General features: G+C 66.2%; 21 protein-coding genes and 1 pseudogene. 7 read left to right on the plus strand and 15 right to left on the minus strand.

Going from position 1 to position 22,595, the window contains the following annotated elements; all coding sequences use genetic code 11:
- Nucleotides 1-6: 6 nt before the first annotated feature.
- Complete coding sequence (locus tag QX132_RS15375) at nt 7-2,751, minus strand: MFS transporter (protein WP_315781137.1); 2,745 nt, start codon at nt 2,749-2,751, stop codon at nt 7-9.
- Nucleotides 2,752-2,948: 197 nt separating this feature from the next.
- On the opposite strand from QX132_RS15375, the gene QX132_RS15380 reads away from it, so the two are divergent.
- Entirely contained in the window at nt 2,949-3,647 is a 699-nt protein-coding gene (locus tag QX132_RS15380) for a helix-turn-helix domain-containing protein (protein WP_316161768.1), read from the plus strand.
- A gap of 129 nt (nt 3,648-3,776) precedes the next feature.
- Here the strand turns inward: QX132_RS15380 and QX132_RS15385 are convergent.
- A pseudogene (locus tag QX132_RS15385) lies at nt 3,777-4,136 on the minus strand (Ku protein); the annotation flags it as partial.
- 372 nt (nt 4,137-4,508) lie between these two features.
- On the opposite strand from QX132_RS15385, the gene QX132_RS15390 reads away from it, so the two are divergent.
- On the plus strand, nt 4,509-7,136 hold the full coding sequence (locus QX132_RS15390) for a spermidine synthase (RefSeq protein WP_316161769.1): 2,628 nt from the start codon (nt 4,509-4,511) through the stop codon (nt 7,134-7,136).
- Between the two features lie 4 nt (nt 7,137-7,140).
- Here QX132_RS15390 and QX132_RS15395 read toward each other — a convergent pair whose 3' ends face one another.
- From QX132_RS15395 to QX132_RS15405, 3 genes are all read right to left on the minus strand, one after another.
- Nucleotides 7,141-7,728 (minus strand): 2OG-Fe(II) oxygenase family protein, encoded by a 588-nt coding sequence (locus QX132_RS15395; protein WP_315776940.1) that lies wholly within the window; start codon nt 7,726-7,728, stop codon nt 7,141-7,143.
- A gap of 129 nt (nt 7,729-7,857) precedes the next feature.
- Nucleotides 7,858-8,187: a hypothetical protein gene (locus tag QX132_RS15400; protein ID WP_315739579.1), complete on the minus strand. Its 330-nt coding sequence runs from the start codon at nt 8,185-8,187 to the stop codon at nt 7,858-7,860.
- A 121-nt stretch (nt 8,188-8,308) separates the two neighbouring features.
- Nucleotides 8,309-10,333, minus strand: a complete 2,025-nt coding sequence (locus tag QX132_RS15405) for a hypothetical protein (protein WP_316161771.1) — start codon at nt 10,331-10,333, stop codon at nt 8,309-8,311.
- 281 nt (nt 10,334-10,614) lie between these two features.
- Between QX132_RS15405 and QX132_RS15410 the strand changes: the two genes are divergently transcribed.
- From QX132_RS15410 to QX132_RS15430, 5 genes are read left to right on the plus strand one after another with little or no spacing between them, the layout of a single operon-like run.
- Nucleotides 10,615-11,499: a peptidylprolyl isomerase gene (locus QX132_RS15410; RefSeq protein ID WP_316161869.1), complete on the plus strand. Its 885-nt coding sequence runs from the start codon at nt 10,615-10,617 to the stop codon at nt 11,497-11,499.
- Nucleotides 11,496-12,476: a HupE/UreJ family protein gene (locus QX132_RS15415; RefSeq protein WP_316161773.1), complete on the plus strand. Its 981-nt coding sequence runs from the start codon at nt 11,496-11,498 to the stop codon at nt 12,474-12,476. Before QX132_RS15410 ends, QX132_RS15415 begins: the two co-directional genes overlap by 4 nt.
- A gap of 17 nt (nt 12,477-12,493) precedes the next feature.
- A complete protein-coding gene (locus tag QX132_RS15420) occupies nt 12,494-13,105 on the plus strand; it encodes a HupE/UreJ family protein (protein ID WP_316161774.1) in 612 nt (203 codons plus the stop codon).
- Nucleotides 13,102-13,722, plus strand: a complete 621-nt coding sequence (locus QX132_RS15425) for a HupE/UreJ family protein (RefSeq protein WP_316161776.1) — start codon at nt 13,102-13,104, stop codon at nt 13,720-13,722. Before QX132_RS15420 ends, QX132_RS15425 begins: the two co-directional genes overlap by 4 nt.
- 45 nt (nt 13,723-13,767) lie before the next feature.
- Entirely contained in the window at nt 13,768-14,259 is a 492-nt protein-coding gene (locus tag QX132_RS15430) for an A24 family peptidase (protein ID WP_316161778.1), read from the plus strand.
- Nucleotides 14,260-14,278: 19 nt separating this feature from the next.
- On the opposite strand, the gene QX132_RS15435 is transcribed toward QX132_RS15430, so the two are convergent.
- Genes QX132_RS15435 through QX132_RS15480 form a run of 10 tightly spaced genes read right to left on the minus strand, consistent with a single transcriptional unit; the run spans nt 14,279 to nt 22,424 of the window.
- The gene (locus QX132_RS15435; RefSeq protein WP_316161779.1) at nt 14,279-14,902 is read right to left on the minus strand and encodes a hypothetical protein; all 624 of its coding nucleotides are present in this window, start codon (nt 14,900-14,902) and stop codon (nt 14,279-14,281) included.
- Complete coding sequence (gene gspM, locus QX132_RS15440) at nt 14,902-15,471, minus strand: type II secretion system protein GspM (protein ID WP_316161781.1); 570 nt, start codon at nt 15,469-15,471, stop codon at nt 14,902-14,904. The genes QX132_RS15435 and gspM overlap by 1 nt, the downstream gene beginning before the upstream one ends.
- A complete protein-coding gene (locus tag QX132_RS15445) occupies nt 15,468-16,544 on the minus strand; it encodes a PilN domain-containing protein (RefSeq protein WP_316161783.1) in 1,077 nt (358 codons plus the stop codon). The genes gspM and QX132_RS15445 overlap by 4 nt, the downstream gene beginning before the upstream one ends.
- Nucleotides 16,541-17,485 carry a type II secretion system protein GspK gene (locus tag QX132_RS15450; protein WP_316161785.1) on the minus strand — a complete coding sequence of 315 codons (945 nt, stop codon included), beginning with the start codon at nt 17,483-17,485 and terminating at the stop codon, nt 16,541-16,543. The genes QX132_RS15445 and QX132_RS15450 overlap by 4 nt, the downstream gene beginning before the upstream one ends.
- A complete protein-coding gene (locus QX132_RS15455; RefSeq protein ID WP_316161786.1) occupies nt 17,485-18,204 on the minus strand; it encodes a type II secretion system protein in 720 nt (239 codons plus the stop codon). Before QX132_RS15455 ends, QX132_RS15450 begins: the two co-directional genes overlap by 1 nt.
- The gene (locus QX132_RS15460; protein WP_315739564.1) at nt 18,204-18,602 is read right to left on the minus strand and encodes a type II secretion system protein; all 399 of its coding nucleotides are present in this window, start codon (nt 18,600-18,602) and stop codon (nt 18,204-18,206) included. Before QX132_RS15460 ends, QX132_RS15455 begins: the two co-directional genes overlap by 1 nt.
- Entirely contained in the window at nt 18,595-19,059 is a 465-nt protein-coding gene (locus QX132_RS15465; RefSeq protein WP_315717469.1) for a prepilin-type N-terminal cleavage/methylation domain-containing protein, read from the minus strand. Before QX132_RS15465 ends, QX132_RS15460 begins: the two co-directional genes overlap by 8 nt.
- Entirely contained in the window at nt 19,052-19,528 is a 477-nt protein-coding gene (gene gspG, locus QX132_RS15470) for a type II secretion system major pseudopilin GspG (RefSeq protein WP_316161787.1), read from the minus strand. The genes QX132_RS15465 and gspG overlap by 8 nt, the downstream gene beginning before the upstream one ends.
- Nucleotides 19,529-19,548: 20 nt before the next feature.
- Entirely contained in the window at nt 19,549-20,760 is a 1,212-nt protein-coding gene (locus tag QX132_RS15475; RefSeq protein WP_315739561.1) for a type II secretion system F family protein, read from the minus strand.
- 8 nt (nt 20,761-20,768) lie between these two features.
- Nucleotides 20,769-22,424 (minus strand): GspE/PulE family protein, encoded by a 1,656-nt coding sequence (locus tag QX132_RS15480; RefSeq protein ID WP_316161789.1) that lies wholly within the window; start codon nt 22,422-22,424, stop codon nt 20,769-20,771.
- Nucleotides 22,425-22,595 lie beyond the last annotated feature (171 nt).

The raw sequence follows: 22,595 nt of genomic DNA on the forward strand, positions 1-22,595 counted from the left end.
ACGTCCTCATTCAGCGGGTTGGGCAGCGGCCGCGATCGCCCGGCGCCGTTCGACGTCGTGCAGGACGCCGCCCTTGCGGGTGTAGACGGCCCAGGTGATCAGCACGCAGGTGACGTAGAAGCCGAAGAAGCCCCATAGGGCGGCCTGCACGCCGCCGGTGAGGTCGATCGAGGTGCCGTAGGATTTGGGAATGAAGAATGCGCCGAAGGCGGCAATCGCGGAGGTGAAGCCGGTGATGGCGGCGGATTCCTTCTCGGCCTGGCGCAGCCGAGTCTCCGCGTCCGCGGTCGGCATGAGCCGGGTCATTTCCTGGCGCATGATGTTGGGGATCATCTGGAAGGTCGATGCATTGCCGACGCCGGTCGCGAAGAACAGCAGCAGGAACATCGCGAAGAAGCCCCAGAATGCACCGGGCTGATCCTTGATGCCGAGGAAGTAGAGCACCCCGAGCACGCCGGCCATCATCAGCAGGAACACCCCGACGGTCACGCGCCCGCCGCCCCATTTGTCGGCCATCCAGCCCGTCGCGGACCGCGACAAGGCACCCACCAGCGGCCCGAGGAATGCGAACTGCAACGCGTCGACGGCCGGGAACTGGGTCTTCGCCAGCAGCGGGAAGCCCGCGGAATAGCCGATGAACGAGCCGAACGTGCCGGTGTAGAGCCAGCACATGATCCAGTTGTGCCGCCGCTGGAAGATGACGGCCTGATCAGCGAAGGACGCTTTCGCGGAGGCGATGTCGTTCATCCCGAACCAGGCGGCGAAAGCACTGGCGACGATGAACGGCACCCAGACGAAGCCGGCGTTCTGAAGCCAGATCGGCATCGGCTGCGACCCGCTCGTCGCCATCGCCGGATCTCCGCCGAACCAGCCGAACACGCCGACCGTGATGACGATCGGCACCACGAACTGGACCACGCTGACGCCGAGATTGCCGAGGCCGGCATTGAGCGCGAGCGCGTTGCCCTTCTCGGCGCGGGGGAAGAAGAAGGAGATGTTGGCCATCGACGAGGCGAAATTGCCGCCGCCAAAGCCGCACAGCAGAGCCAATATCAGGAACACCGGATAGGGCGTTGCGGGATTCTGCACCGCATAGCCGATTCCGATCGCGGGTATCAGCAGCGACCACGTGGCCAGCGTGGTCCACAGCCGGCCGCCGAAGATCGGCACCATGAAGGAGTAGAAGATGCGCAGAACTGCACCGGAGATCCCAGGCAGCGAAGCCAGCCAGAACAGCTCATCGGTCGTGAACTTGAAGCCGACCGAAGGCAGCTTCGCAACCACGACAGACCAGACCTGCCAGACCGCGAAGGATAACAGCAGCGCCGGAATGGAGATCCAGAGATTGCGTCGCGCGATGGCTCGGCCCTGCTCCCTCCAGAACGTGTCGTCCTCAGGCCGCCAGTCGGTGAGAACCGCGCCGGACAGGGCTCCGATGTGCTCGGGCCGGTGGATCTCCTCCATTTCCGGCAGCTCCGGCAGCCTCTTCAGCGCCTCGCCGGCAACGCCGCGCTCCATCTGCCGGATCGAGAGATGCATCCAGACCAGCGCGCCCCCGACGAGCAGGAAGAGCAGCATGAAGCAGCTGGTTCGCAGACCGGTGAGATCGACCAGCGCGCCGAACGCGATCGGGAGCACGAATCCGCCGAGCCCGCCGATCATGCCGACCAGGCCGCCGACGGCTCCGACATTGTTCGGATAGTAGACGGGGATGTGCTTGTAGACGGCGGCCTTGCCGAGCGCCATGAAGAAGCCGAGCACGAAGACGATGACGACGAACGGGACGAGCCCCATCTCCAGATGAAAGCCGACCTTTCCGTTGACGGTCGTCACGACGTAGTCCGTCGGCGGGTAGGACAACAGGAAGGTCGCGGCGACACCGACCAGAAATGTCCAGTACATCACGCGACGGGCACCGAAGCGATCGGACAAGTGTCCGCCGTAGGCGCGAAACACGCTGGCCGGAAACGAGAACATGGCGGCCATCATGCCGGCCGACTGGATTCCGACACCGTAGACCTTGATCAGGTATTGCGGCAGCCACAGCGACAGCGCGACGAAGGCGCCGAAAACGAAGAAGTAATACAGCGCAAAGCGCCAGACCTGGATGTTCTTAAGCGGCGCGAGCTCGAGCCAAGCGCTGCCGGCCTTCTGCTTGCGCTGCCTTCGCGAGCGGACCACCGGGTCCTCCTCGGAGAACAGCCAGAAGACGATCGCCATGACGCCGATCGCGAGCGCCCATATCTGGGCCACGGTCTGCCAGCCATAGGCGACCAGCACGAACGGCGCGACGAACTTGGTGACGGCGGCGCCCACATTGCCGGCGCCGAAGATTCCAAGCGCAGTGCCCTGCTTGGCCGTCGGATAGAACCGCGACACATAGGCGACGCCGACCGCGAACGAACCACCGGCGATTCCGACGAAGAGCGCGGCGACGAGAAATTGCGGATAGGTATGCGCCCAGGTCAGGAGATAGGTCGCGACCGCCGCGGCGAGCATCACGACGGTGTAGACGCGGCGCCCGCCATACTGATCGGTCCAGATGCCCAGTATCAGCCGGATCAGCGAGCCGCTCAGGATCGGGGTGCCGATCAGGAGACCGAACTCGGTTTCGTTCAGATCCAGCTCTTGCTTGATCCGGATGCCGATGATCGAGAAGATCGTCCACACCGCAAAGCAGATCGTGAACGAGATTGTTGAGAGCCAGAGTGCTCGCGTTCGGTGCTCAGGGCTGAAATCTACGGCGTCCATGGTGGCCTCGACGTATGGCTTCGACGCCACAGCAGTTATTCGGGGCACCAGGGAAAGGTTTTGCGATGCATCAACCGGACGGTCCGGTCGGCCACAATCTGCCAAATGTCTCAGATCGGATTGTCAGACTGCACGTATGCAATTGACTTTTGTCACGGTTCGGCGCGATAGCGGGTGAGTGACTCTTGGAGCTTCGCTTGCGCCCCGACGAACTCGCCCAGTTGAAGACGCTGCCGCTGTTTGCGGACCTCAGCGAGGAGAACCTGAAGCGGTTGCTCGGCGCGGCTCTGCTGCAGCAATTTCCGGCCGGGGTGCGGTTGGCTCGCGAGGGAGATCAGGCCGACTTCCTGCATGTGCTGATTGGCGGGTTGGTGGAAATCTACACCGAGCAGGACGAGGCCGAGTGGGGCATCTCACTGCTTCGTCCCGTGTCGACCTTCATACTTGCTGCAGTCGTGGTCGATCAGGCGTATCTCAATTCAGCCCGCACGCTGACGGAGTCGCGGGTGCTGCTGATCCCCGCCCGCGATGTAAGGACACTCTTCGACGAAGACATCGCATTCGCACGGATTGTTGCTCAGGAGCTGGCGTATGCCTATCGCGCTTCTGTCAAGAAACTGAAGGGCACCCTGGCCCGGTCGAGCATCGAGCGCCTCGCCAACTGGATCCTCGCCGAAGCCCAGCGCGAACCGGGGCATGCGAATATCGTCATCCCATTCGACCGCGGCACGCTGGCCTCCCACATCGGCACGACGCGCGAAAACCTGTCACGCAGTCTTGCCCAACTTACGAGCCATGGGATTCGCGTCCGCGGACGAGAGATCGTCATCGACCACAAGGAGCGGTTGGAGCTGTTTGCCCGGCCAAAGCCCCTGATCGACGATCCCGGCTCGTAGGCTTCTTTGGCGATCGGTCCTGCCCCTCTGTTGGGAACGGCAAATCAGCAGAGTACGGAAACGGAGCGTCGATATAGTTCTTCTCCGCCGCACACCCACTCCGCGTGACAGGCGCTGAGACGCCCCGAAACCGATCGGCCCTGGAAAGTGCGGCCGGCAACGCCGTGATCGCGGGCGACGCTGAGCCTTGTCCACGAACTCGTCGATCTCGATCGTACGCGTGGACTCCAGGGCGATCTCCTCGAGCTCCTCCTTCGAGACCTCGATGTACTGGCCCTTCTCGAGCTCATAGCCCTTGACGATGTCTTCGTGGGGGACCTCTTCGCCCGTATCGGCGTCGACCTTGACGTACTTGATCCGGTGGCCAGTTGTCGGGTTCAGCTGATTGAAGCTGATCTTCTCGGACTCGGAGGTGGCCGGGTAGAGGGCCACCGGGCACGTAACGAGCGACAGGCGCAGGAAGCCTTTCCAATTGGCGCGGGGGGCCATGTACGCGGAACTCCGGTTGAAACGGTCCGGACTCAAGACGAATGGCGGCGCCGGGTTCCGACGGGCGGCTTTGGTACGCTTCTAAATGACTGACGTCTCAAATAAAATAATGAAATCAACGCTTTGGTGCTTCTCCGTGGCGCCGATGATGGGTCTGGTCATCGTTCCCTGACGGGCCTCATGCGATACAACCGTCTGCGCCGAACGGCTGCTCCCGCAGCTTCTGTCAAACCACCGTCACGTAACGCGAACACAAGGAAACGATCCCGACCTTGGCGGCCGGGGCAGCCGAGCTTGATCCAGTGCTCGGAGCTGCGCCCGCACGGCGCGCTGCATCCGAAGACCGATCGCAGGAATTGCGGGTACCGAATCTTGACCGAAGCAGGCCATGCAGGCCCGTGCGACAATGATCTGATCGCGGAGAAGCAAGGCGTCGGGTCTCTCGGCGTCGGTCCCGTCGCCTGCCGGAGCACGGCTCGGCTGAGGGCGCTGAAGCTGCTGATTGCTGCATCCGGGCTCGCCGGGCTGGGCTATGAGATCGTCTGGACGCGCCAGCTCGCCCTCGCCCTGGGGACGGAGATGATGGCCGTGCTCGGCGCCATCGCAGGATTATTCGCCGGACTGGCGGTGGGCGCCTTCGTCCTCGATGGCCGGATCCGCCGCGCCGCCAATCCGCACCGGGTCTATGCCGTCCTCGAAGCGGTCATCGGACTGTGGGGGCTGTGTGCGATCTGGCTGCTTCCCGCGTGCGCGCGCGCCCTCGCGCCGCTGCTCGGCACGGCGCCCTCCCCCGTCTTGTTATGGAGCGCGAGCTTCCTGCTGCCGACGCTGGTGCTGTTGCCGGCGACGGTTGCGATGGGCGGGACGCTGACCGCGCTGGAACGGATGATGTCCGCGGCGCGTGGCACGCGGCCCGTCAGCGCCGGCGTCTACGGCGCGAACACGGCCGGCGCCGTCGCTGGCACGCTGCTGTCCACCTTCGTGCTGATCCCCGCGCTTGGATTGTCGACGACGCTGCTTTGCCTGGCAGCCGTCAATGCGGCCTGCGCGCTGGCGTCGCTTCGCCTCGGCCGAGCCGTGCAGGTCGACCCTCGGGCGGGCGATGATCGCGAGCCTGCTGTCGCCGACCTCCGCCTGACAGGAACGCTGTTCGTCACCGGCCTGCTCGGCATCGCGTTCGAAGTGCTGGTCGTGCGCCTGGCCGCGCAGATGATGCAGGACACGGTCTATAGCTTCGCCTGTCTGCTGGCGGCCTACCTGCTGGGCACCGCGATGGGCGGCATGATCTGGCAGCGCGTCGGGCCCGCGGTTGCGCTCGGCAGAACCGCGTTGATCAGCAGCACCGCGCTCGTCTGCCTCGGCACGGCGCTCGTGACGCCCTTGCTTGGCGACGTCGCTGACAGCGCGGCGAGCCTCGGTGTCGCCGGCGAGCTCGGAATCGCGCTGGCGCTGTTCCTGTTGCCCGCGATGGCGATGGGCGCCTTGTTCGGCCAGCTCATGCAGGATGTCCGCAACGTCAGGGGATCAGTCGGCTGGGCCGTCGGCATCAACAGCCTCGGCGCAGCCGTTGCGCCGCTGACCGCGGCACAGCTGCTGATTCCCGCTTTCGGCACTTGGAGAACATTGGTCCTCGTTGCCGTCGGATATCTTCTGCTGCTGCAGCCCCAACGCGCTGCGCTGCGCTGGGCGGCGGCGCCCGCTCTGCTTGCACTCGCGCTGCTGTGGCTTCCCGCCCCCCTGCTCATCAAGGTCCCGCCGGGCGGCAAGCTTCTGGCCGTGCGCGAGGGACCGATGGCGACCGCGAGCGTCGTCGACGACGCCTCAGGAGCACGCTATCTTGAGGTGAACGGCCACTTCCGCATGGGCGGCACCAGTTCGGTGCGATCCGATTTCCGCCAGGCCATGCTGCCGCTGCTCTTGCATCCGGCACCGCGCAGCGCCCTCTTCCTCGGTGTCGGCACCGGCGCGACCGTGCTCGGCGCGGCGCAGATGCCGGGCCTCGACGTGCGCGCAGTCGAGCTGTCCTCCGAGGTCGTCGCGCTGCTGCCCTGGTTCGACAACCCCGCGGCCGAGAAGGAAAGGCCGCCGATCTCCGTTGCCGATGCCCGGCGCTTCATCATCGCCGATGACGGACGCTACGACGTGATCGTGGCCGACCTGTTCCACCCGGCGCTCGATGGCAGCGGCGCGCTGTACACGGTCGAACATTTCGCGGCCGTCAAGCGGCGACTGGCGACCGAGGGCGTGTTCTGCCAGTGGCTGCCGCTCTATCAGCTCGATACGCCGTCGCTGCGCGCGATCGTCAGAAGCTTTCTCGCAGTCTTCCCACAAGGGTCCGCCTGGCTGAACCATTACAGCGTGCGCACGCCGATGCTGGCTCTGATCGGATCAGGCGCCCCGAGCCCGATCGACCCCGAGTTCGTCGCCGCACGGTTCTCCGACCGGAAGCTTCACCCGGTCATTCAACCTCTCGGCTTCGATCAGCCGATCGATCTTCTGGGCCAGTATGTCGCCGGCGCGAAAGCGCTCGCGAGCTTCGCCGGTCCGGGACCGCGCAACACCGACGATTTCCCGTTCGTCACGTTCGACGCGCGCAGCAATGTCCACGCTCTCTCCGCGGCCCCATGGCAATTGCTGCTGACGGTCCTCAGCCAGACAAAGACCGACGCGGTCGATTTGCTGGAAGACTCGAAACGCGGAATGTGGGAGGAACGGCTCGGCGCCTATTGGCGGGCCCGCAACCGATTCATCCAGGCCGGCGCCGCGCTGACCGGCGAACCGCGCGGGCCGGCGCTCATCGCAGCCGCCGCACCCGGTCTCCTCGATTCCGTTCGCGCCAGCGCCGAGTTCGAGCCGGCCTATGCGCCGCTGATGAGCATGGCAAAAGCGCTGCTTGCATCGGATCGCGCGGCTGCTGAACGCCTGCTTCGGGCGATCGACGCCGCCGCGCCGTCGCGACGCGACGCACGCGATCTGCTGTCGCGCGAGTTCGAACGGTAGCGCGTCAGGACGAGAAGCTGACGCGGTAGCCCCAGCAGTCCAGATGATCAGGAATCGCGTTGAAGGCGATCGTGATGCGCTGATCGCCCTGATTGCGCGGCACCTCGTGATAGAGATAGCTCGGGAACAGCACGAGATCGCCCGGCTCCGCCTCGGGCAGCACGTATTTGCCGGCATTGAACGGGCCGACTGCGGCGCTGCGCGTGTGATGGCGGAACGAGAAATCGCTGCCACCGGGCGGCCGCACGAATACGGTGCGGCTGCCGGGATGCGACGGCGTCAGATAGAAGATGCCCGAGATGAAGCTGTTGGCGTGGGCGTGCAGGGTCTGGTTGCCGCCGGTCTCCAGCATGTTCGTCCACATCTCCTTGACCGTCCAGCGCAGCTTCTCGCCGAACAGCAGCTCGCCGAAATCGACTAGCTTGGGCACGGCGAGTTCGGCGATGGTCTGAAACAGATTGTTGGCGCGGGGATCGGCGACCTCGGTGTGGAACAGCTGTCCGGACCGCAGATTGTTCTCGATCTTCGAATTGCGGATGGCTGCCACCGCCGCGTCCTTGAGCTCGGCGCTCAAGAGCCCGGGCGAACGCAACAACGGTATCGGGAAAAGAGCTTCGATCTGGTCCATGTCTCAAGGCCTTGCACGCGCCGCAACAGGACAGACAAATTGCCGACTTGCATGACAGCCGGATGACGAGAGTGGAGACGCGGCGCGCGCCCGTCAGCGCGTCGGCATTTCGTCGGCACGAAGAATGTTGAGCCGCTCGCCGGGCTTCAGGCTGTGGGGCCGGTCGCGCACTTCCAGCACGGCCCGCTCGGCCTTCTCGACACAATCATCGAACTCGCCATTGCCGGCCTCGACCAGCGCCTGCTGAATGTCCCGCTCGGCGAAATAGCGCGAGACGTCGTCCGCCGGCAAGGTCGCCGCCTGCGCACGTGCCTCGGCCACCGCGGCGTCGCAGGCCTCCTGCGTCGGCTCCTCGTCATGAGCCGATGCGACGACGGTCGTGAGGGCCAGGACGGCGAGAATCACGGCGGACAAGCGAGGCATCACGTCGACAAACCCCAGGGCAAAACAAGTTGCAAAGACGAAGCGCCGGTTCGCAAGCCGGCGCTCGGAGTGAGCAGGATCCGGCGGGACGATATCGTCCCGCCGGATCAATGCCGATCAATCAGTCGCGGTTGAAGGCCCAGCGACCCCAGTGGCCCCAATGGCCCCAATGATCCCAGTCGTGCCAGTGGTGATGGTCGTGGGCCAGCTTTCGCGCCAGCTCCTTGTTCTTCTCCACCAGCAGCTTGGGCGCATCGTACGGACGGACGAAGATCGGGTTCGCATAGAACCAGACGTTCGACCAGGCCTGCACGTCGTTGGTCACCTTCTTCACGCCGCCGACCGTGCCGAGGTGCGACGGACATGCCGGATCCGTGCAACTGACGGTGGCGTTGCTGGCATCGAGGAGCGGATTGCCGGCGCTGTCGGACACGTTCGGCGTGGCCGGCGGAATGTTGGTGCCGCGGGCGCGGATGTAGAACGGTGTCTGGCCGGCGATGAAGGTGGTCGTGAAGCTGAGGCGGGTCGAACCGTCGCGCAGCTTGCGGCTCCGCATCTTGGTCGCCTGGATCTGCTTCGCGATCTTGGCCGACGGGTTGTAGACGATGGCCGCACCATCGACACCCTTGGCATTGGCCACCGCATAGCCCGGGGCGCCCGGCGCGATCGGACCGGTGATGTCGCCGGTAATCAGATCGACGTGGTCGAGATAGGGCTTGTTCAACGGCTGCTTGATGCCGACCGGCAGCAGCAGCGGATTGTTGAAGCTGTACGGGCTGTTGTTGGAGGCCGGAACGGTCATCTCCATCTCGAGCGTGACCTTCTCGCCGGGACGCACGACCAGCGTCTCGCCCATCGTCTTCCAGTCGTCGTCCCACTCACCCTTCGCACGGAACTCCATGTCGGAGTCGATGATGTGGGCGTTGACCGAATAAGAGTTGCCCGAACGCATGCCGTCGATGATGGACTGCTGGGAGAAACGCCGCTCGTTCGGCACGTAGAGCCTGGTGTACTCGCCGGGGATGAAGTCCGCTGTCGTGCCGGGATCGCGCGCGCCATAGACGCCGCGGCTGTGCCAGTCCGAGCTCTGGAACAGGAAGAAGTTGCGGCCTTCGCCGAGCAGACCATCCCACAGCCCGCCGACCTTGGCGGTGTAGACGCCCTGCATGCCGTAGGTGCCGCCCCCGACTGCGCCTGAGCCATAGGAGCCCGAGCCGCCGTTCACGCCGCCCTCGGCCATGTGACCCGGGGCTTCGATGCCGAACGCGACCGTCGGGCCGGCATTGTTGAAGTCACGGAAGTGCTCGATGTTGTAGCCGGCCGAGCCGTTCGGGTTGAACGGTCCCTGCCGCTCGGTATGGGTCGGCACCACATAGGATTGCAGCGGGTGGTTCGCCTGCAGCCAGGCGATGCCGGCAACGGCCTTCTGGTGGCCGGCCGTGCCGGAATTGTTGACATTGTCCTTGCCGGCCCAGACCGGGTTGTTGCTGGCATCGACCGGACCGATCGCGTCGGTGTCCCCGCGGTCGAAGCGATATTCGAACTCGGCCATCTTGTCGGCATTGCCGTAGCCGCGCGGGTTCTGGCCGGCGATCACCGCCACGTCGCCATGCTCGTGGCCGGGCAGGATCCACTCCAGGCCCTCGACCAGCACCTTGTTGTAGGTCGCGGTGCGATTGACGATGGTCGGATACTCGATCTCCTTGATCGACTGCCAGCGCCACATCTTGGCGCTGGTGCCGGTGCCGTTCGGCGTGCCCTTCAGGCTGGTGATCGTGATGCCGTCGATGGTCTTGCCGAGCGTCTGGCTCCAATACGTCGTCGTATTGTCGCCCGGGATGTTGGCGCTCGCATCGCTGAAGCGGCAATCGCGGTTGCCCGAACCGCCGTGGTTGCCGAGCGTGAACCAGTCGAGATCGAAATTGGTGCCGCCAGCCGCCGCGGTGCCCTTGCCGACCGAGCGGTCGATCGCATAGCCGGCTGCAACCGAACCGTCGGTGCAGGTGTTGTGGTTGTGCATGTCGCCGGCGACATACGGACTGTTCTTGCTCGTTTCCCCCCAACGCTCCCCAGCGTCGGCGCTCTGTGACAGGGCCAGCGAGACCGAGGCCGCTGTCAGCAGGATTGTCTTGGTAGATGGAACCATTATCGTCGCCCCTAAAGAATTCGATCGATCTCCAAACCGAGATGACAACGCGACCGATGCGCCGTTATCATTCGCGGCGCGAACAAACCAAAACTCGGAGACAGTTTGTTGAAGGATTTATTTTTGCCGGTGCCTTCCCCACGAACATCGCGGTCCGCAGTCGTTGCGAAATTTTTGTGACACTGACGTTTGCCCGGTGACAACGGCAAGTGTGCCGTTGCATATACGCGCCGCGCAACGAGCGCGGTCCGAGTTGTAAAGAACGTATGTCAGCCCCTGCCATGTCGAATGCGGCGCAGACCTTCGAGAGCGCCTCTGCACGCTCCAATCAGCAAGATGGCAACAGCTCTTCCCCTGCGCGATCATCATCCGTGACCGCCCTGCGCGGGCTCAGCAGGGAGCCACTCCTGCACTTCCTTGTTCTCGGTGGCCTGATCTTTGCGGCCGATGCCATCATCCACCCGCCGGCGAAGGACGAGAAGGTCATCACCGTGACCAAGGCACTGCGCCAGTCCTTCGTCGACACGTTCGACGAGGACAAGCAGCGGACCCCGAGCGAGGCCGAGCTGCAGAAGATGGTCGAGGCCTGGGTCGCCAGCGAAATCCTCTATCGCGAAGGCAAGATGCTCGGCGTCGACCGCGGCGACGAGATGATCCGCGACCGAGTCGCGTTCAAGCTGCAATATCTGATCTTCGATCAGGTGCGCGTGCCACAGCCGAGCGAGGAGCAGTTGCGCGCCTGGTTCGCCGACAATCATGCCCGGTTCGACGAGCCCGAGCGTGTGAGCTTCCTCATGACGCCACCCAGCGACGAAGCGACGGCGCGGCGCTACCTGGACGACATTCGCGAGCAGCGCGAATCCGAGGAGCTGCGCGATCAGACGCGCGCGGTTCTCGACCGACCGGTGCCGAGCCTGGCCACCGGCTTCGGCGACGGCTTCAGCGACGGCCTGCTCAAGGCGCCCCTCCAGGAATGGACCTTGCTGCAGTCGAAGGACGGGTGGCACGTGGTTCGTCTCGACGCCCGGACGCCGGGCGCTCCGGCAAAACTCGAGGACATTCGCGCCGAGGCGGCCAAGATCTGGCACACCGAAGAGACGCGGAAGCGGGCCTGGGAGGCGGTGAGCCGGCTCAAGGCCAACTACACGATCAGGTACGAGCCGTGACCGGCGCGCGCGCCCTGCTCGCCATCGTGCTCGCGCTCGCGGCGCTGCTGCCTGGGCGGCCGGCGGCTGCGCATCAGGCGACGATCGCCGTGCTCGAGTTTCGCGAGATGCGCTCCGGCGTCTATATCGGGCGATGGACGACCTTGCCGAAGGATGGCGTCAACCGCATCGATCTCAAGATGCCCCCGCATTGCTACCTGCGCCTGCCGGAGCTGAATTGCGGCGACAAGGGCCTCGTCGGACAGATGACGATCGCCAATCTCGGCGAGGACATGTCGGCAGCCATCATCCGTGTGACGTCCCTGGCTGGAGAGACGCGCAGCTACACGATCTCGGCGGCCAATCCGGTCGTGACGGTGCTCGGCACCGACGCGCCGACGCTCGAGACCTGGCTCGAGCTTGCGAAGACCTATGTCAATCTCGGCATCGACCACATCCTGCTCGGCGCCGATCACCTGCTGTTCGTGCTCGGGCTGATCTGGATCGTCCAGGGCGGCTGGCGCCTGCTCAAGACGATCACGGCCTTCACGATCGGCCACAGCGCCTCGCTCGCCGCAACGGCGTTCGGATGGATCGGCGTTGCCGAGGGGCCGCTCAATGCCTGCATCGCGCTCAGCATCGTGTTCGTCGGCGTCGAGATCGTCAAACAGCAGTGCGGCGAGACCGGGCTGACCGCCCGCTATCCATGGGCCGTCGCCTTCAGCTTCGGTCTCGTGCACGGCATCGGCTTCGCCAGCGCGCTGGCCGGGCTCGGGCTCGAGCGGCGGATCCTGCCTGCGGCGCTGCTCTTCTTCAATGTCGGCGTCGAGATCGGACAGATCCTGTTCGTGCTGCTGGTGCTGGCGCTGATCTGGGCGCATCGCCGCCTCGGCGCGGCGCTGCCGCGATGGGGCGCCGAGCTGCCGGCCTATGCGATCGGCTCAGTGTCGATGTTCTGGTTCCTGGGCCGTCTGGTGCGGGTTCTGGCGGCCGCATGATGACGAATGGGACGAACATGATCGCGCGCAAACTCCTGCACGCCGTGTTGGGTGCGGCGCTGCTCTCGCTGCTGACAGCGAATCCGAGCCTTGCCCACGAGCAGACGGGCGTCGGCGGCGGGCTGGCCAGCGGCCTGCTGCATCCCTTGACGGGGCTGGATCACCTGGTCGCGATGGTTGCAGTCGGCATCTGGGGCGCGCAGCTCGGCGGCGCTGCGATCTGGATCCTGCCGGTCGTCTTCCCGCTGGTGATGGCGTTCGGTGCCGTCCTGGGAATCCTCAAGATCGGGTTGCCCGTCCCGGAGCTCATCATCGCGCTCTCGGCGCTGGTCCTCGGGCTTGCGGTCGCGCTGCGCATCCGTGTCCCGTTCGCGACTGCGGCCGTCATCGTTGCGATCTTCGCCATTTTCCACGGTCATGCCCACGGCGTCGAGCTTCCGACGGCGGCGAATCCCCTGGCCTATGGCTGCGGCTTCGTGGTCGCGACCGGCCTTCTCCACGCCTGCGGCATCACCATCGGCGCGCTCGCGCGCTGGCCGGGCGGAGAGCGGATCATCCAGGGCGTCGGGGCAGCCATCGCCGCGCTCGGCGGCTACTTCCTGGTCTCCAGCCTGGGAGTCGCTGCATGAGCACGTTCCGCCGGACTGCGCTGCTCGCATCGGTGCTGCTGCTGACGCAAGCGCAGATCGCCGATGCCCACATCGTATCGGCCCGGCTCGGCGACTTCTACGCCGGTGCCCTGCATCCGCTGCTCACCCTGCAGGACGTCGTGGTCTGGGTCGCGCTCGGATTGCTGGCCGGCTCGCTCGGCGCGGCGAGCGGACGCTGGCTGGTCGTGGTGTTTCCGCTCGGTCTGTGGGCGGGGCTTGCGCTCGCCGCCGGCTCGGGCGTGACGGCAGTGTCCCCGTTCGTCGATGCCGCGACCATTCTCATTCTCGGGCTGCTGCTGGCAACGGCCTTGCGCATTCCTGTGGTACTACTGAGCGTGGTTGCATTCGTGCTCGGTGTGATGCGCGGCGCCGCGAACGCCGGCGAGCTCGTGCCGCAGACCGACCGCCTCCTCTACGCCGCCGGGCTCGCCGGTGCGGGCTACGCCACCATCACCCTCGTGATGGCGCTCGCGCTCAGCTTCAGGCGTCCCGACACCGAGCCGCTGTCGAGCTGGCGCGGGATCGCCGTGCGCGCGGTCGGCGGCTGGGTCGCCGCGATTGGCCTGATGATGGCGGGACTATCGCTCGCATCCTGAGCCGCCTATGCTCAGGCGATCTGACACCGCTAGTCCCCACATCGCGTGACGAACGCCATCAACATCCTCTCCATCCTCGTGTTGCTCCTGACCTGCGCCGGCCTGATCTGGACGGATCTGCGCAGCGGTCTGCTGCCGGACTGGATGAATGCGCTGGTCGCCGCCAGCGGCTTTCTGAGAACCGCGACGCTCGTCGATCTGCCCGAGGCCCTATGGACCGTCGCTGCGGCCCTTGCCGTCGGCTTGGCCCTGTTGCTGCTGCGCCGACTCTACGTGATGGCCCGCGGCCGCCACGGGCTGGGCCTCGGCGACGTCAAGTTTCTGATGGCTGCAACGCTCTGGGCCGGCCTGCCGAGTCTGCCGATCCTGCTGCTCGTTGCCACGACGACGGCACTCGCCGCGGCGCTCGCGCTCCCCTTCGCGGGCCGCCGGCTGACAGCCCAGACGGCACTGCCGTTCGGTCCGTTCCTCGTCCTCGGCCTGCTTGCCGTGCTCGTCCTGCAAGCCAGCAGCAGTGAGTTGATCGTGACCTTCTGAATACCGTGGGACGATATCCTCATCGCGCGCGCCGCGCCATCCGCTCGCGTCCGCCCGGTGGCATGGGCGGGGTCATAGGCGCCGCCTGCACGTCGCTGTTTGCCGTCGTGCCGAGCTGCGGCATCTGCAAGGTGACTGTCTCCAGTGCCTTCAGCAGCGAGGCCTCGCGCGGTCGCAGCGACTGCAGCACCCATCCCTCATGCGAGGCGCCGACCCGCAAGCGCAGCGATGCCTGCGACGAGGCATCGACGAAGATGCCGAAGCTCTCCTCATCCCCGATGACCGTGCCCACGAGTTGCAGGTTTGGTCGTTCCGGCTCTCTCGGCGGCGGAGGCGGCGGCGCGCGCATCACCATGACGGGTGCGGCAACCAGCGGCGGCCGGCGCGAGGCCGAGAAGATCGGACGGTCGCGCGTCGCCGAGAGAGCGCTGATGGGAACCCCCCACAGCGGATTGGCGCTCGTGCCAGCCGGGACTTGCACGCTGGCAGCAGCGGCCGGCCGGTTGGAATCGAATGGCGCGGCCTGGACGGGCGAAGCAGGTTCGAGACCATCCGCCGTCTCGCCGCACGCCCGGCCGAGCGAAGCTATAAGAGTGCACACGGTAGCAACGGTGACGAGACCTGGGCCGACGAACGATCGCATCACGTTTTTCCTTGCCATTGGCCCGACACGGTGACCAGCACCGTCAGCCGCCCCACGCCGCCGGCAGCAGCCGCCAGCGGCTGCTGCACGTGCAGTTGATCGACGAAGAGAAACGGCAATCCGGCTTCGAGGTCATAGAGCAGCTGCTGCAGCGCCGGCTGCTCGAGCTCGCAGCTGGCGACGACGCTGATCAGGTTGGCGTTGGCGGTGGCGCGCGCCGCCGGCAGTTCGACCTGGGTCGACAGCACGCTGCCGCCGACCTTGCTGATCGCCTCCGTGAGGCGCTGCACCAGCGCCGCGCCCGCGATGGTGACCGTTCGTCCTTCGACGAACACCGATCCGCCCGGAGCCGTCGCGCTGCCCGCGACCGAACTGCCGGCCGGCCGTTTGCGTCCGGAAAACTGCGACAGCTGCGCGTTGGCGTCGTTGAGCTGGTCGCGCTTGGCGACGAGATCGACGACCGCTGCAGCACCAAGCCAGAGCAGCGCGACGATGGTCAACGCATAGAGGATCGCAGAAGCGGCCGGCGAGTTCACGAAGATTCGGCGCAGCGATGTCGACCAGTTCATGCCCGGTCTCCGAAATAGGCGTTGATGCGCGCCTCGATATGGAAGCGCTCGCCCGCTTCCCCGGCGGTGCGCGTCGTCGGCGCGTAGAAGGTGGCGCGGCTGAACTGCGGCGATTGCTCGATCAGCCCAATCAGCGCGGGCGCATCCTGGGTCAGGCCGGAGATCTGCAGCCGATCGTTCTCGATATGCATCTCGACGACATACGTCCCGTCGGGCAGAATTTTCGACAGCGTGTCGAGGACGATGACGCTGGCGGGGCTGGTCTGCTTGCGCTTGGCGAGCAGCCCGTCGGCGGCGGTGGCGCCCATCGCGGGCCGCAAGGCGGCGCGAAGCCGCGCGACCTGCGCCTGGGCGTCATCGAGCTCACCATCCACATATCCGCCGATCAATGTCGTCGTGATCAGCAGCATCGCCGTGGTCGCAGCCACCGACAGCCAGCCGAGCTTGAGCACGCGCCCGAGATCGCAGCCGCCGACGAACGACGAGCGCAGCGACGTCTTGAAGATCTGGATGGGGGCGGCATCGGGTGAGCCTGAGCCGACGTCGGTCGTGATGACGAGCTTTGCGGCGCCAACCTGATCGGCCAAGGCGAGCAAGGGCTGGACCAGAGCCCGCGGCGTCGCCGCGAGCGTTAGTGCGATCCGGTCGTTGGCAGTGCGTGGGGCGCTGTAACCGTAGAGGACCTGTTCGAGATTCCACGGCGTCAGCCTGCCGATCTGGGTCCGGATCATGCCGTCGAGAAACGGCTCGGCCTGCTTCGGATAGTCGAGGGGGCGGATCAGGACGCTCTCGGCGGCAAGATGAATCTCCAGCGCGGCGCCGCGCAGCGTTCGCAGCCACTCCGGCGAGAGCCCGACCTGCGCTGCGCCCGCGGCCGGATTCACCCTTGCCAGCGCCAGCGTCGGTTTCGCCTTCGGCGGCGCCTGCACCGTCATGACGACGGTTTCTGACTGATCGTAGCGGATCAGGACTCGCGGACGTCTGAGCTGCCGATCGGCTACGGCCTCGATCGCTGCGGCGACGCTCGCCGTCCACACCGTCAGTCCGCGCTCGATCGCTTCGGTCAGCTTCATGGCATTCTCCGCGCCTGGAGCGCTCCCCTCGGTTGCGGCTCCTCGTCCTGGCGCGCCAGCAGCCGATAAGGCTCCTCGCCTTCGCCGGGAACGATCACCGCCGTCGCCGCATGACGAAGCCCGCCCGCCGGACCGACGACGATGCGTAGCCGGTAAGCCTTGCTCTTGCCCTTGGCGGCATCCTTCGCAGCGGGGCCCAGTGCCTTGGCGAGCGTATCGGCATCCTGTGACAGCGACGCCCGCGCGTTGAGGAAATCCTTCAAGATCAGTGGCGTCATTCCCGGCAATGCGGCAACGACTTCCGGCGCCGCGATCGTCGGATCGATTCCGGGAGAGCCGTTGAAGACGGTCACCAACGGAAGGACCCGATCGACGAGCGATGCGGGAATGCCGAGGACGAGCGGCAGCTCGCCGACATGCGCGAACGGCGCCAGGCGCGGGACACGCTTGAGACCGGCCGCCGCATAGCGCGCCTCCTCCGCCTGCACCTTGGCTGCATCGGATGGCTTGGAGCGCCAAGCAACCACCCGCTCGGCATGATCCTTGGCAGCGTCCCGGTCGACGCCCAACGTGACGAAGAGATTTTCGAGCATGTCCTCCGACGCGGTGTTGAGATCGATCCACGCCGCTTCGTTGACAAACGAGACCGCAATGTCGTTGCCTGCAAGCGCCAGCCGGAAACCGCCCTGTCTCGGCCGCTCCTCGTCCTTGGACAGCAGCAGACGATAGGCCGAGAGTTCGATGGCCGCCGAGATCAGCGCATCGGCCTCGACCGCCTCGTCTTCGAGCCGCAGCAATCGCGCCGAGCTTCCCAATTGCTGCGAGACGACCACGACGAGGGCCGCCAGAGCCGCAAGAATCCACAGCGCCGCGATGAGGATGAAGCCATCCTGCACGCCGCGCCCGTCGGCAGACCCTCTGGTGACGGAAGGGGCCGGCATCAATCGATCGGCTCGCTCTTGTTTGGTTGCGGCGGCTCGGCCGCGGCCGGCTGGTTTGCGGTGCCGCCCGTTCCCGTATCGGCAAAGCCGCCGCCCGGCGCATCGACCTGAATACGGACAGCGCTGACGAGAACCGCGGCGCCGCCGCGGCTGTCGTCGTGCACCGTCATGCGAACGGCGGACGGCAGCCTGGTCGCATCGCGCCACTCCGTCGTCCATGCCATCGTCCTGTCGGCATAGGCGAACGACATGCGGAACGGCGCAGACAACAGCACCACGGGATCGCCGAACCGGAAATGCTCGGTCACTGGCTGGCCGACCGACACCAGATCGAACGCGGCACGCGATCGCCGCAGAGCGCGCTCGCCCCTGCTCCCTTCCTCACCGATGCGCACGACATCGAGACCATGTCCTGCATTGGGGCCGAGCTCGGCGCGTACGAACGTCGCCGAGACCTCGTCACCCACGAACAACGGCCCCTTCTGCGCGCGATTGGCCGAAACAAACTGCGCGGCGGCGAAATCATCGCCGACCCGCCGCAGCGCAGCGGCCACCATCTCCGCGCGCTGCACGCGATCCAGGCCACGCTTCCACGCCGGCAGCCATTGCGACGTCACTGCGGCCAGCGCCGACAAGACGATGCCGGCAATCGCGAGCGCGCCGAGCGCTTCGATCAGCGCGAAGCCCTGCTGTTGCGGCCGATCGGATCGGAGGATCATCAGCGCGCTCCTCGCGCGAGGCGGACCGTCTGCACATCGGCCATGGCGCCCGAGCCGGTCTTGACGCGCAAGGTCACCGCCTCCGGAATCCACCCGGTCTGTCCGGCCGGTTCATTCCAATCACCGCCGAGCGGCCTGACCTGCAGCACCACCGCGCCGGACCCGGAGCGCTGATCGGTGCTGCCCGGCTGCAGCCGGCCGCGATCGGCCAGCAATGTGGCCAGCGCCAGCCTCATGTCGGTGACGAGGGTGACATGCTGCTCGAGCTTGCGAACACTGGCCGCGTTGCGCGACACCACGGCGCCGATGGCGATGATCGACACACTGACGATGGCGAGGGCGACGAGCACCTCGATCAGCGTGAAGCCGGCTTCGCTGCGATCAGCGGTCTCAACCATTGGCGAGCGCGCGCGAGACAATGTCGATTCTCCCCGTCAGCCAGTTCACCCTGATCTCCAGGCTCAGATCGGCGCGCGACAATGTGATCGCTCCTCCGCAGGACAGTCCGTCAGGAAAGAAGCTGATCGTCGCCAGCACCGGCCGATGCTGGCAGCTGCGCGGCAACGTTGCCAGAAACGCGACATCGTCGGGTAGCTTCAGCGCAGCCGCGCCGCTGCCGGAGCGGATCAGGCGGCGCGACGTGTCGATCTCGGTGTCGACGCGCGTGCCGGTCCGCATCGACGAGGCACGATCCGACTTCAGGAGTGTCGCGGCCTGCAGCGCATAGGCCTGCAGCCGCGGCCGCGACGTCTGCCGCGGCAGGTAAGGCAGCGCGACGGACGCCAGCAGCGCGACGATCGCGAGCACACAGACCATCTCGAGCAGCGTAAAGCCGCGCTGGCCGTCGTCACTCACCGCGCGCGCTCGTCTGCGTTCCCAGGACGATGTCCGCCGCCGTCCCGCTGCCGCCCTCCTGGCCATCGGCGCCGTAGGACAGGATGTCATACGGGCCGTGATCGCCCGGTGCGCGGTAGACGTAGGCCGTGTTCCACGGATCTTTCGGCACGGCCCCGCCTTTGAGATAAGGACCGTTCCAGGTGCTCAGTCCGGCCGGCCGTTGCGCCAACGCACCGAGGCCTTCCGAGGTCGAGGGGTAGCGGCCGGCATCGAGATAGAACAGGTCGAGCGCCGCCGAAAAGCTCTGCAACTGGATCCGCGCTGCCTTGGTCTTGGATTCGCTGAGATAGTTCAGAACGCGCGGACCGATCAGCCCCATGATCAGCCCGATGATCGTGATCACGACCAGCATCTCGACCAGCGTGAAGCCGCGCTCGTGTTCGCGCCCGGCCCTCGTGGACGGCTCGATCTGCGTATCCGATCTCATGTCGCTCTCCTTGATGTCGGTCAGCCGACCAGTTGCGTCACCGAAAGCAGGGCCGTCATGATCGAGACGATCAGGCCACCGACCACCACGCTGATGAGCAGAATGGCGGCGGGACCGACGATGCCGACGACACGGTCGAGTCCCCGCTGCAGCTTGGCTTCGTAGAATTCTGCGATCCGGGTCGACAGCGTCGGCAGTTGGCCGGTCTCCTCGCCGAGCCGCAGCATGCGCAGCGCCATCGGCGGCAGTGTGTTGTCGGCCGACAGCGCCTGGGACAGCTTGCCACCGTGACGGACGCGATCCGCCGCCGCCGACCATGGCGCGCGCGACGACGTCACCGCCATCACGTCAACGAGGATGCGCAGTGCAGCGCTCAGATTGACGCCGCAGCCGAGCAGCAGGCCGAGATTGCGACAGAACAGGCTGGTCCGATAGAACAGCAAGAGGCTGCCGATGCCGGGCGTCACCGCCAGCACACTGGTCAGGCCGGCGCGAACCGCGGGCTGACGCAACAGCCACCAGCCTGCCGCAAGCAGCGCCGCACAGCCGAGCGTGATCGCAGCTGCATTGGCGCGCAGCAGATCCGACATCGTCATGAAGAAGCCGAGCGCGGTATCGGCACGGCCACCGAAGTCGCGCAGCACGGCGGAGAAGTTCGGCAGCACGGCCACGAGAAAGAACAGCATTACGCCGATCGCCGCGAGGAACACGAAGGCGGGATACTGCATCGCGTCGGTCAATTTGCGGCGCGTCGCCTCCGAACGCTCGCGTTCGCCGGCCAGCGCGGTCAGCACATGATCGAGCGTTCCCGACGCCTCCCCGACGCGCATCAGCGCGACATACATCGGCGAGAACAGCTGCGGCTGGGCAGCCGCCGCGTCGGCGAAGCTTTCACCGGCCATGATCGCCGCGCGCAGCCGCGCCACCACGGGACGCAGGCGGCCGATGTCGGAATCGCCGGACAACAGATCGAGCGCGTCGTCGAGTCGCGCGCCGGCCTTCAGCAGCAGGGCCAGATCGCGCGTGAACGTGGTCACCTCGGCCGCGGACGGAGCGCCGAAGGAAAGTCCGGACGCACCGCCCGTCCGCTCCTTCGTCTCCTCGACGGTTTCGATCGGCAGCAGCTGCAGATAGGAGATGCGCCGCTCGACCTCGCCGCGCGACGGCGCGTCGAGAGATCCGACGACGATTTCACCGGACTGCGTCAGGGCGCGATAGCGGTAGCTCGGCACGATCCACCTCACCGCGCCACGAGGACACGAAGCAGCTCGGAGGCCGAGGTGACGCCGGCGCGGCACTTGGCGACGCCGTCGTCAAGCATCGTCGTCATGCCTTCCCGGATCGCGAGCCGATCGATCGCGAGACCGTCGGCACTATCAGCGATCAGCTCGCGCAGGCTGCTGGTCAGCTCGAGCAGCTCGAACACGCCGACACGGCCGCGATAGCCGCTCTGACCGCATCGCTCGCATCCCGTCGGATGCCAGGTGAGGTCGCCGGGCACGAGGCCGAGATGACCGAGGCGCGGATCCTGGCGGCACGTCTCCTCATCAAGCGGCTGCGGCGTCTTGCAGTGATCACAGAGCTGGCGCACCAGCCGCTGCGCGATCACCGCGCGCAGGGTCGAGCGCAACAAGAAGCCTTCGACGCCAAGGTCGAGCAGGCGCGGCACCGCCGCCGCGGCGGTTTCCGTGTGCAGCGTCGTCAGCACCAGATGGCCGGTCAGCGCGGCATGGACGGCGACATGTGCCGTCTCGCTGTCTCGGACCTCGCCGACCATGATGACGTCGGGATCCTGACGCACGAAGGAGCGCAGCGCGCTCGCGAATGTCAGCCCGATCGCCGGCTTGATCTGCGACTGATTGATGCCGGGGATCTCATATTCCACCGGATCCTCGACAGTGAGGATCTTGCGCTCCGGCGTGTTGAGCATGGACAGGATCGTCGCCAGGGTCGTGGTCTTGCCGCTGCCGGTCGGCCCCGTGATCACGATCATGCCGTGCGGCAGCGTGATCAGGCGCCGGAGCGCGGTGTCGTCGCGCGTGGAGAGGCCGAGACGGCTCGCCACCAGCTGCGAGCGATCCTTCGGCAGGATGCGCAGCACCGCCGATTCCCCGTGCTGGGTTGGCATGATCGCAACACGGACGTCGATTTCGGCTCGGCCGGCGCGAATGCGCGCGGCCCCGTCCTGCGGCAGACGCCGCTCGGCAATGTTGAGACCGGCGACGATCTTGATGCGCGAGATCACCGCCTGCGGCAGCACGCCCGCAGGCGCCGCGATCGGACGCAACAGGCCGTCGACCCGCAGCCTGACCACGAGACCGGTCGAGAACGGCTCGATGTGGATGTCGCTGGCGCGCATCTCGACGGCCTTCTCGATCAGGTCGTTGACCGCGCGGACGACCGGCGCGCCGCTCGCGAGATCGCGCAGACTTTCGATGTCGTCGTCGCGGAGCTCCTGCGCCGGCGAGATCTCGGCCTCGTCGGAATCACCAAGTCGTTGGTCGAGGACGACGGCGACATCCTCATGCGAGGCGACCTTGAAAAGAGTCTGCGGGCCGAGCACCAGCTCGGCGGCCCGGCGCACGGCCTGATCGGTCGGGTCGGCCATCGCGAACACGGCGGCGCCGTCAGAGTCTTTGTATGGATAGCCGAGCACTTCGCGCAGGAAGCGATCGGAGAACTCACTCACCGCGGGCAGTGCCGCCATCAGCTCGCGCAGCGCGACGCGCTCCAGTCCGGTGAAGCCGGCGACCTCCTCCGCGAAAACGTCGGCGGTCAGGCCGAACCTGTCCCAGAGCGCGCTCTGCGTTTCGCCCGCAGCTCCGCCTTCGCCCGCCGCCAGGGGATGGCGCTCGCGAAGATAGGCATGGAATTGGGTCGACAGTGTACCGCTCATGGCGTGATCCGGGTGGCGCCCGTGCCGGCTCTACGTCTCGGCACGGCGCAACTGGCGACCGACGTTATCGATCGCGAACATGACGGCTGTACGAATGTGGACGGCGCGGACATTTCCGACACACATGTCGCGCAAAGGCGGGCGGCATCAGGCAAAGATACATAAGTGTCA

The sequence above is a fragment of the Bradyrhizobium sp. SZCCHNRI20481 genome (genome assembly GCF_032485055.1).
GTDB lineage: Bacteria > Pseudomonadota > Alphaproteobacteria > Rhizobiales > Xanthobacteraceae > Bradyrhizobium.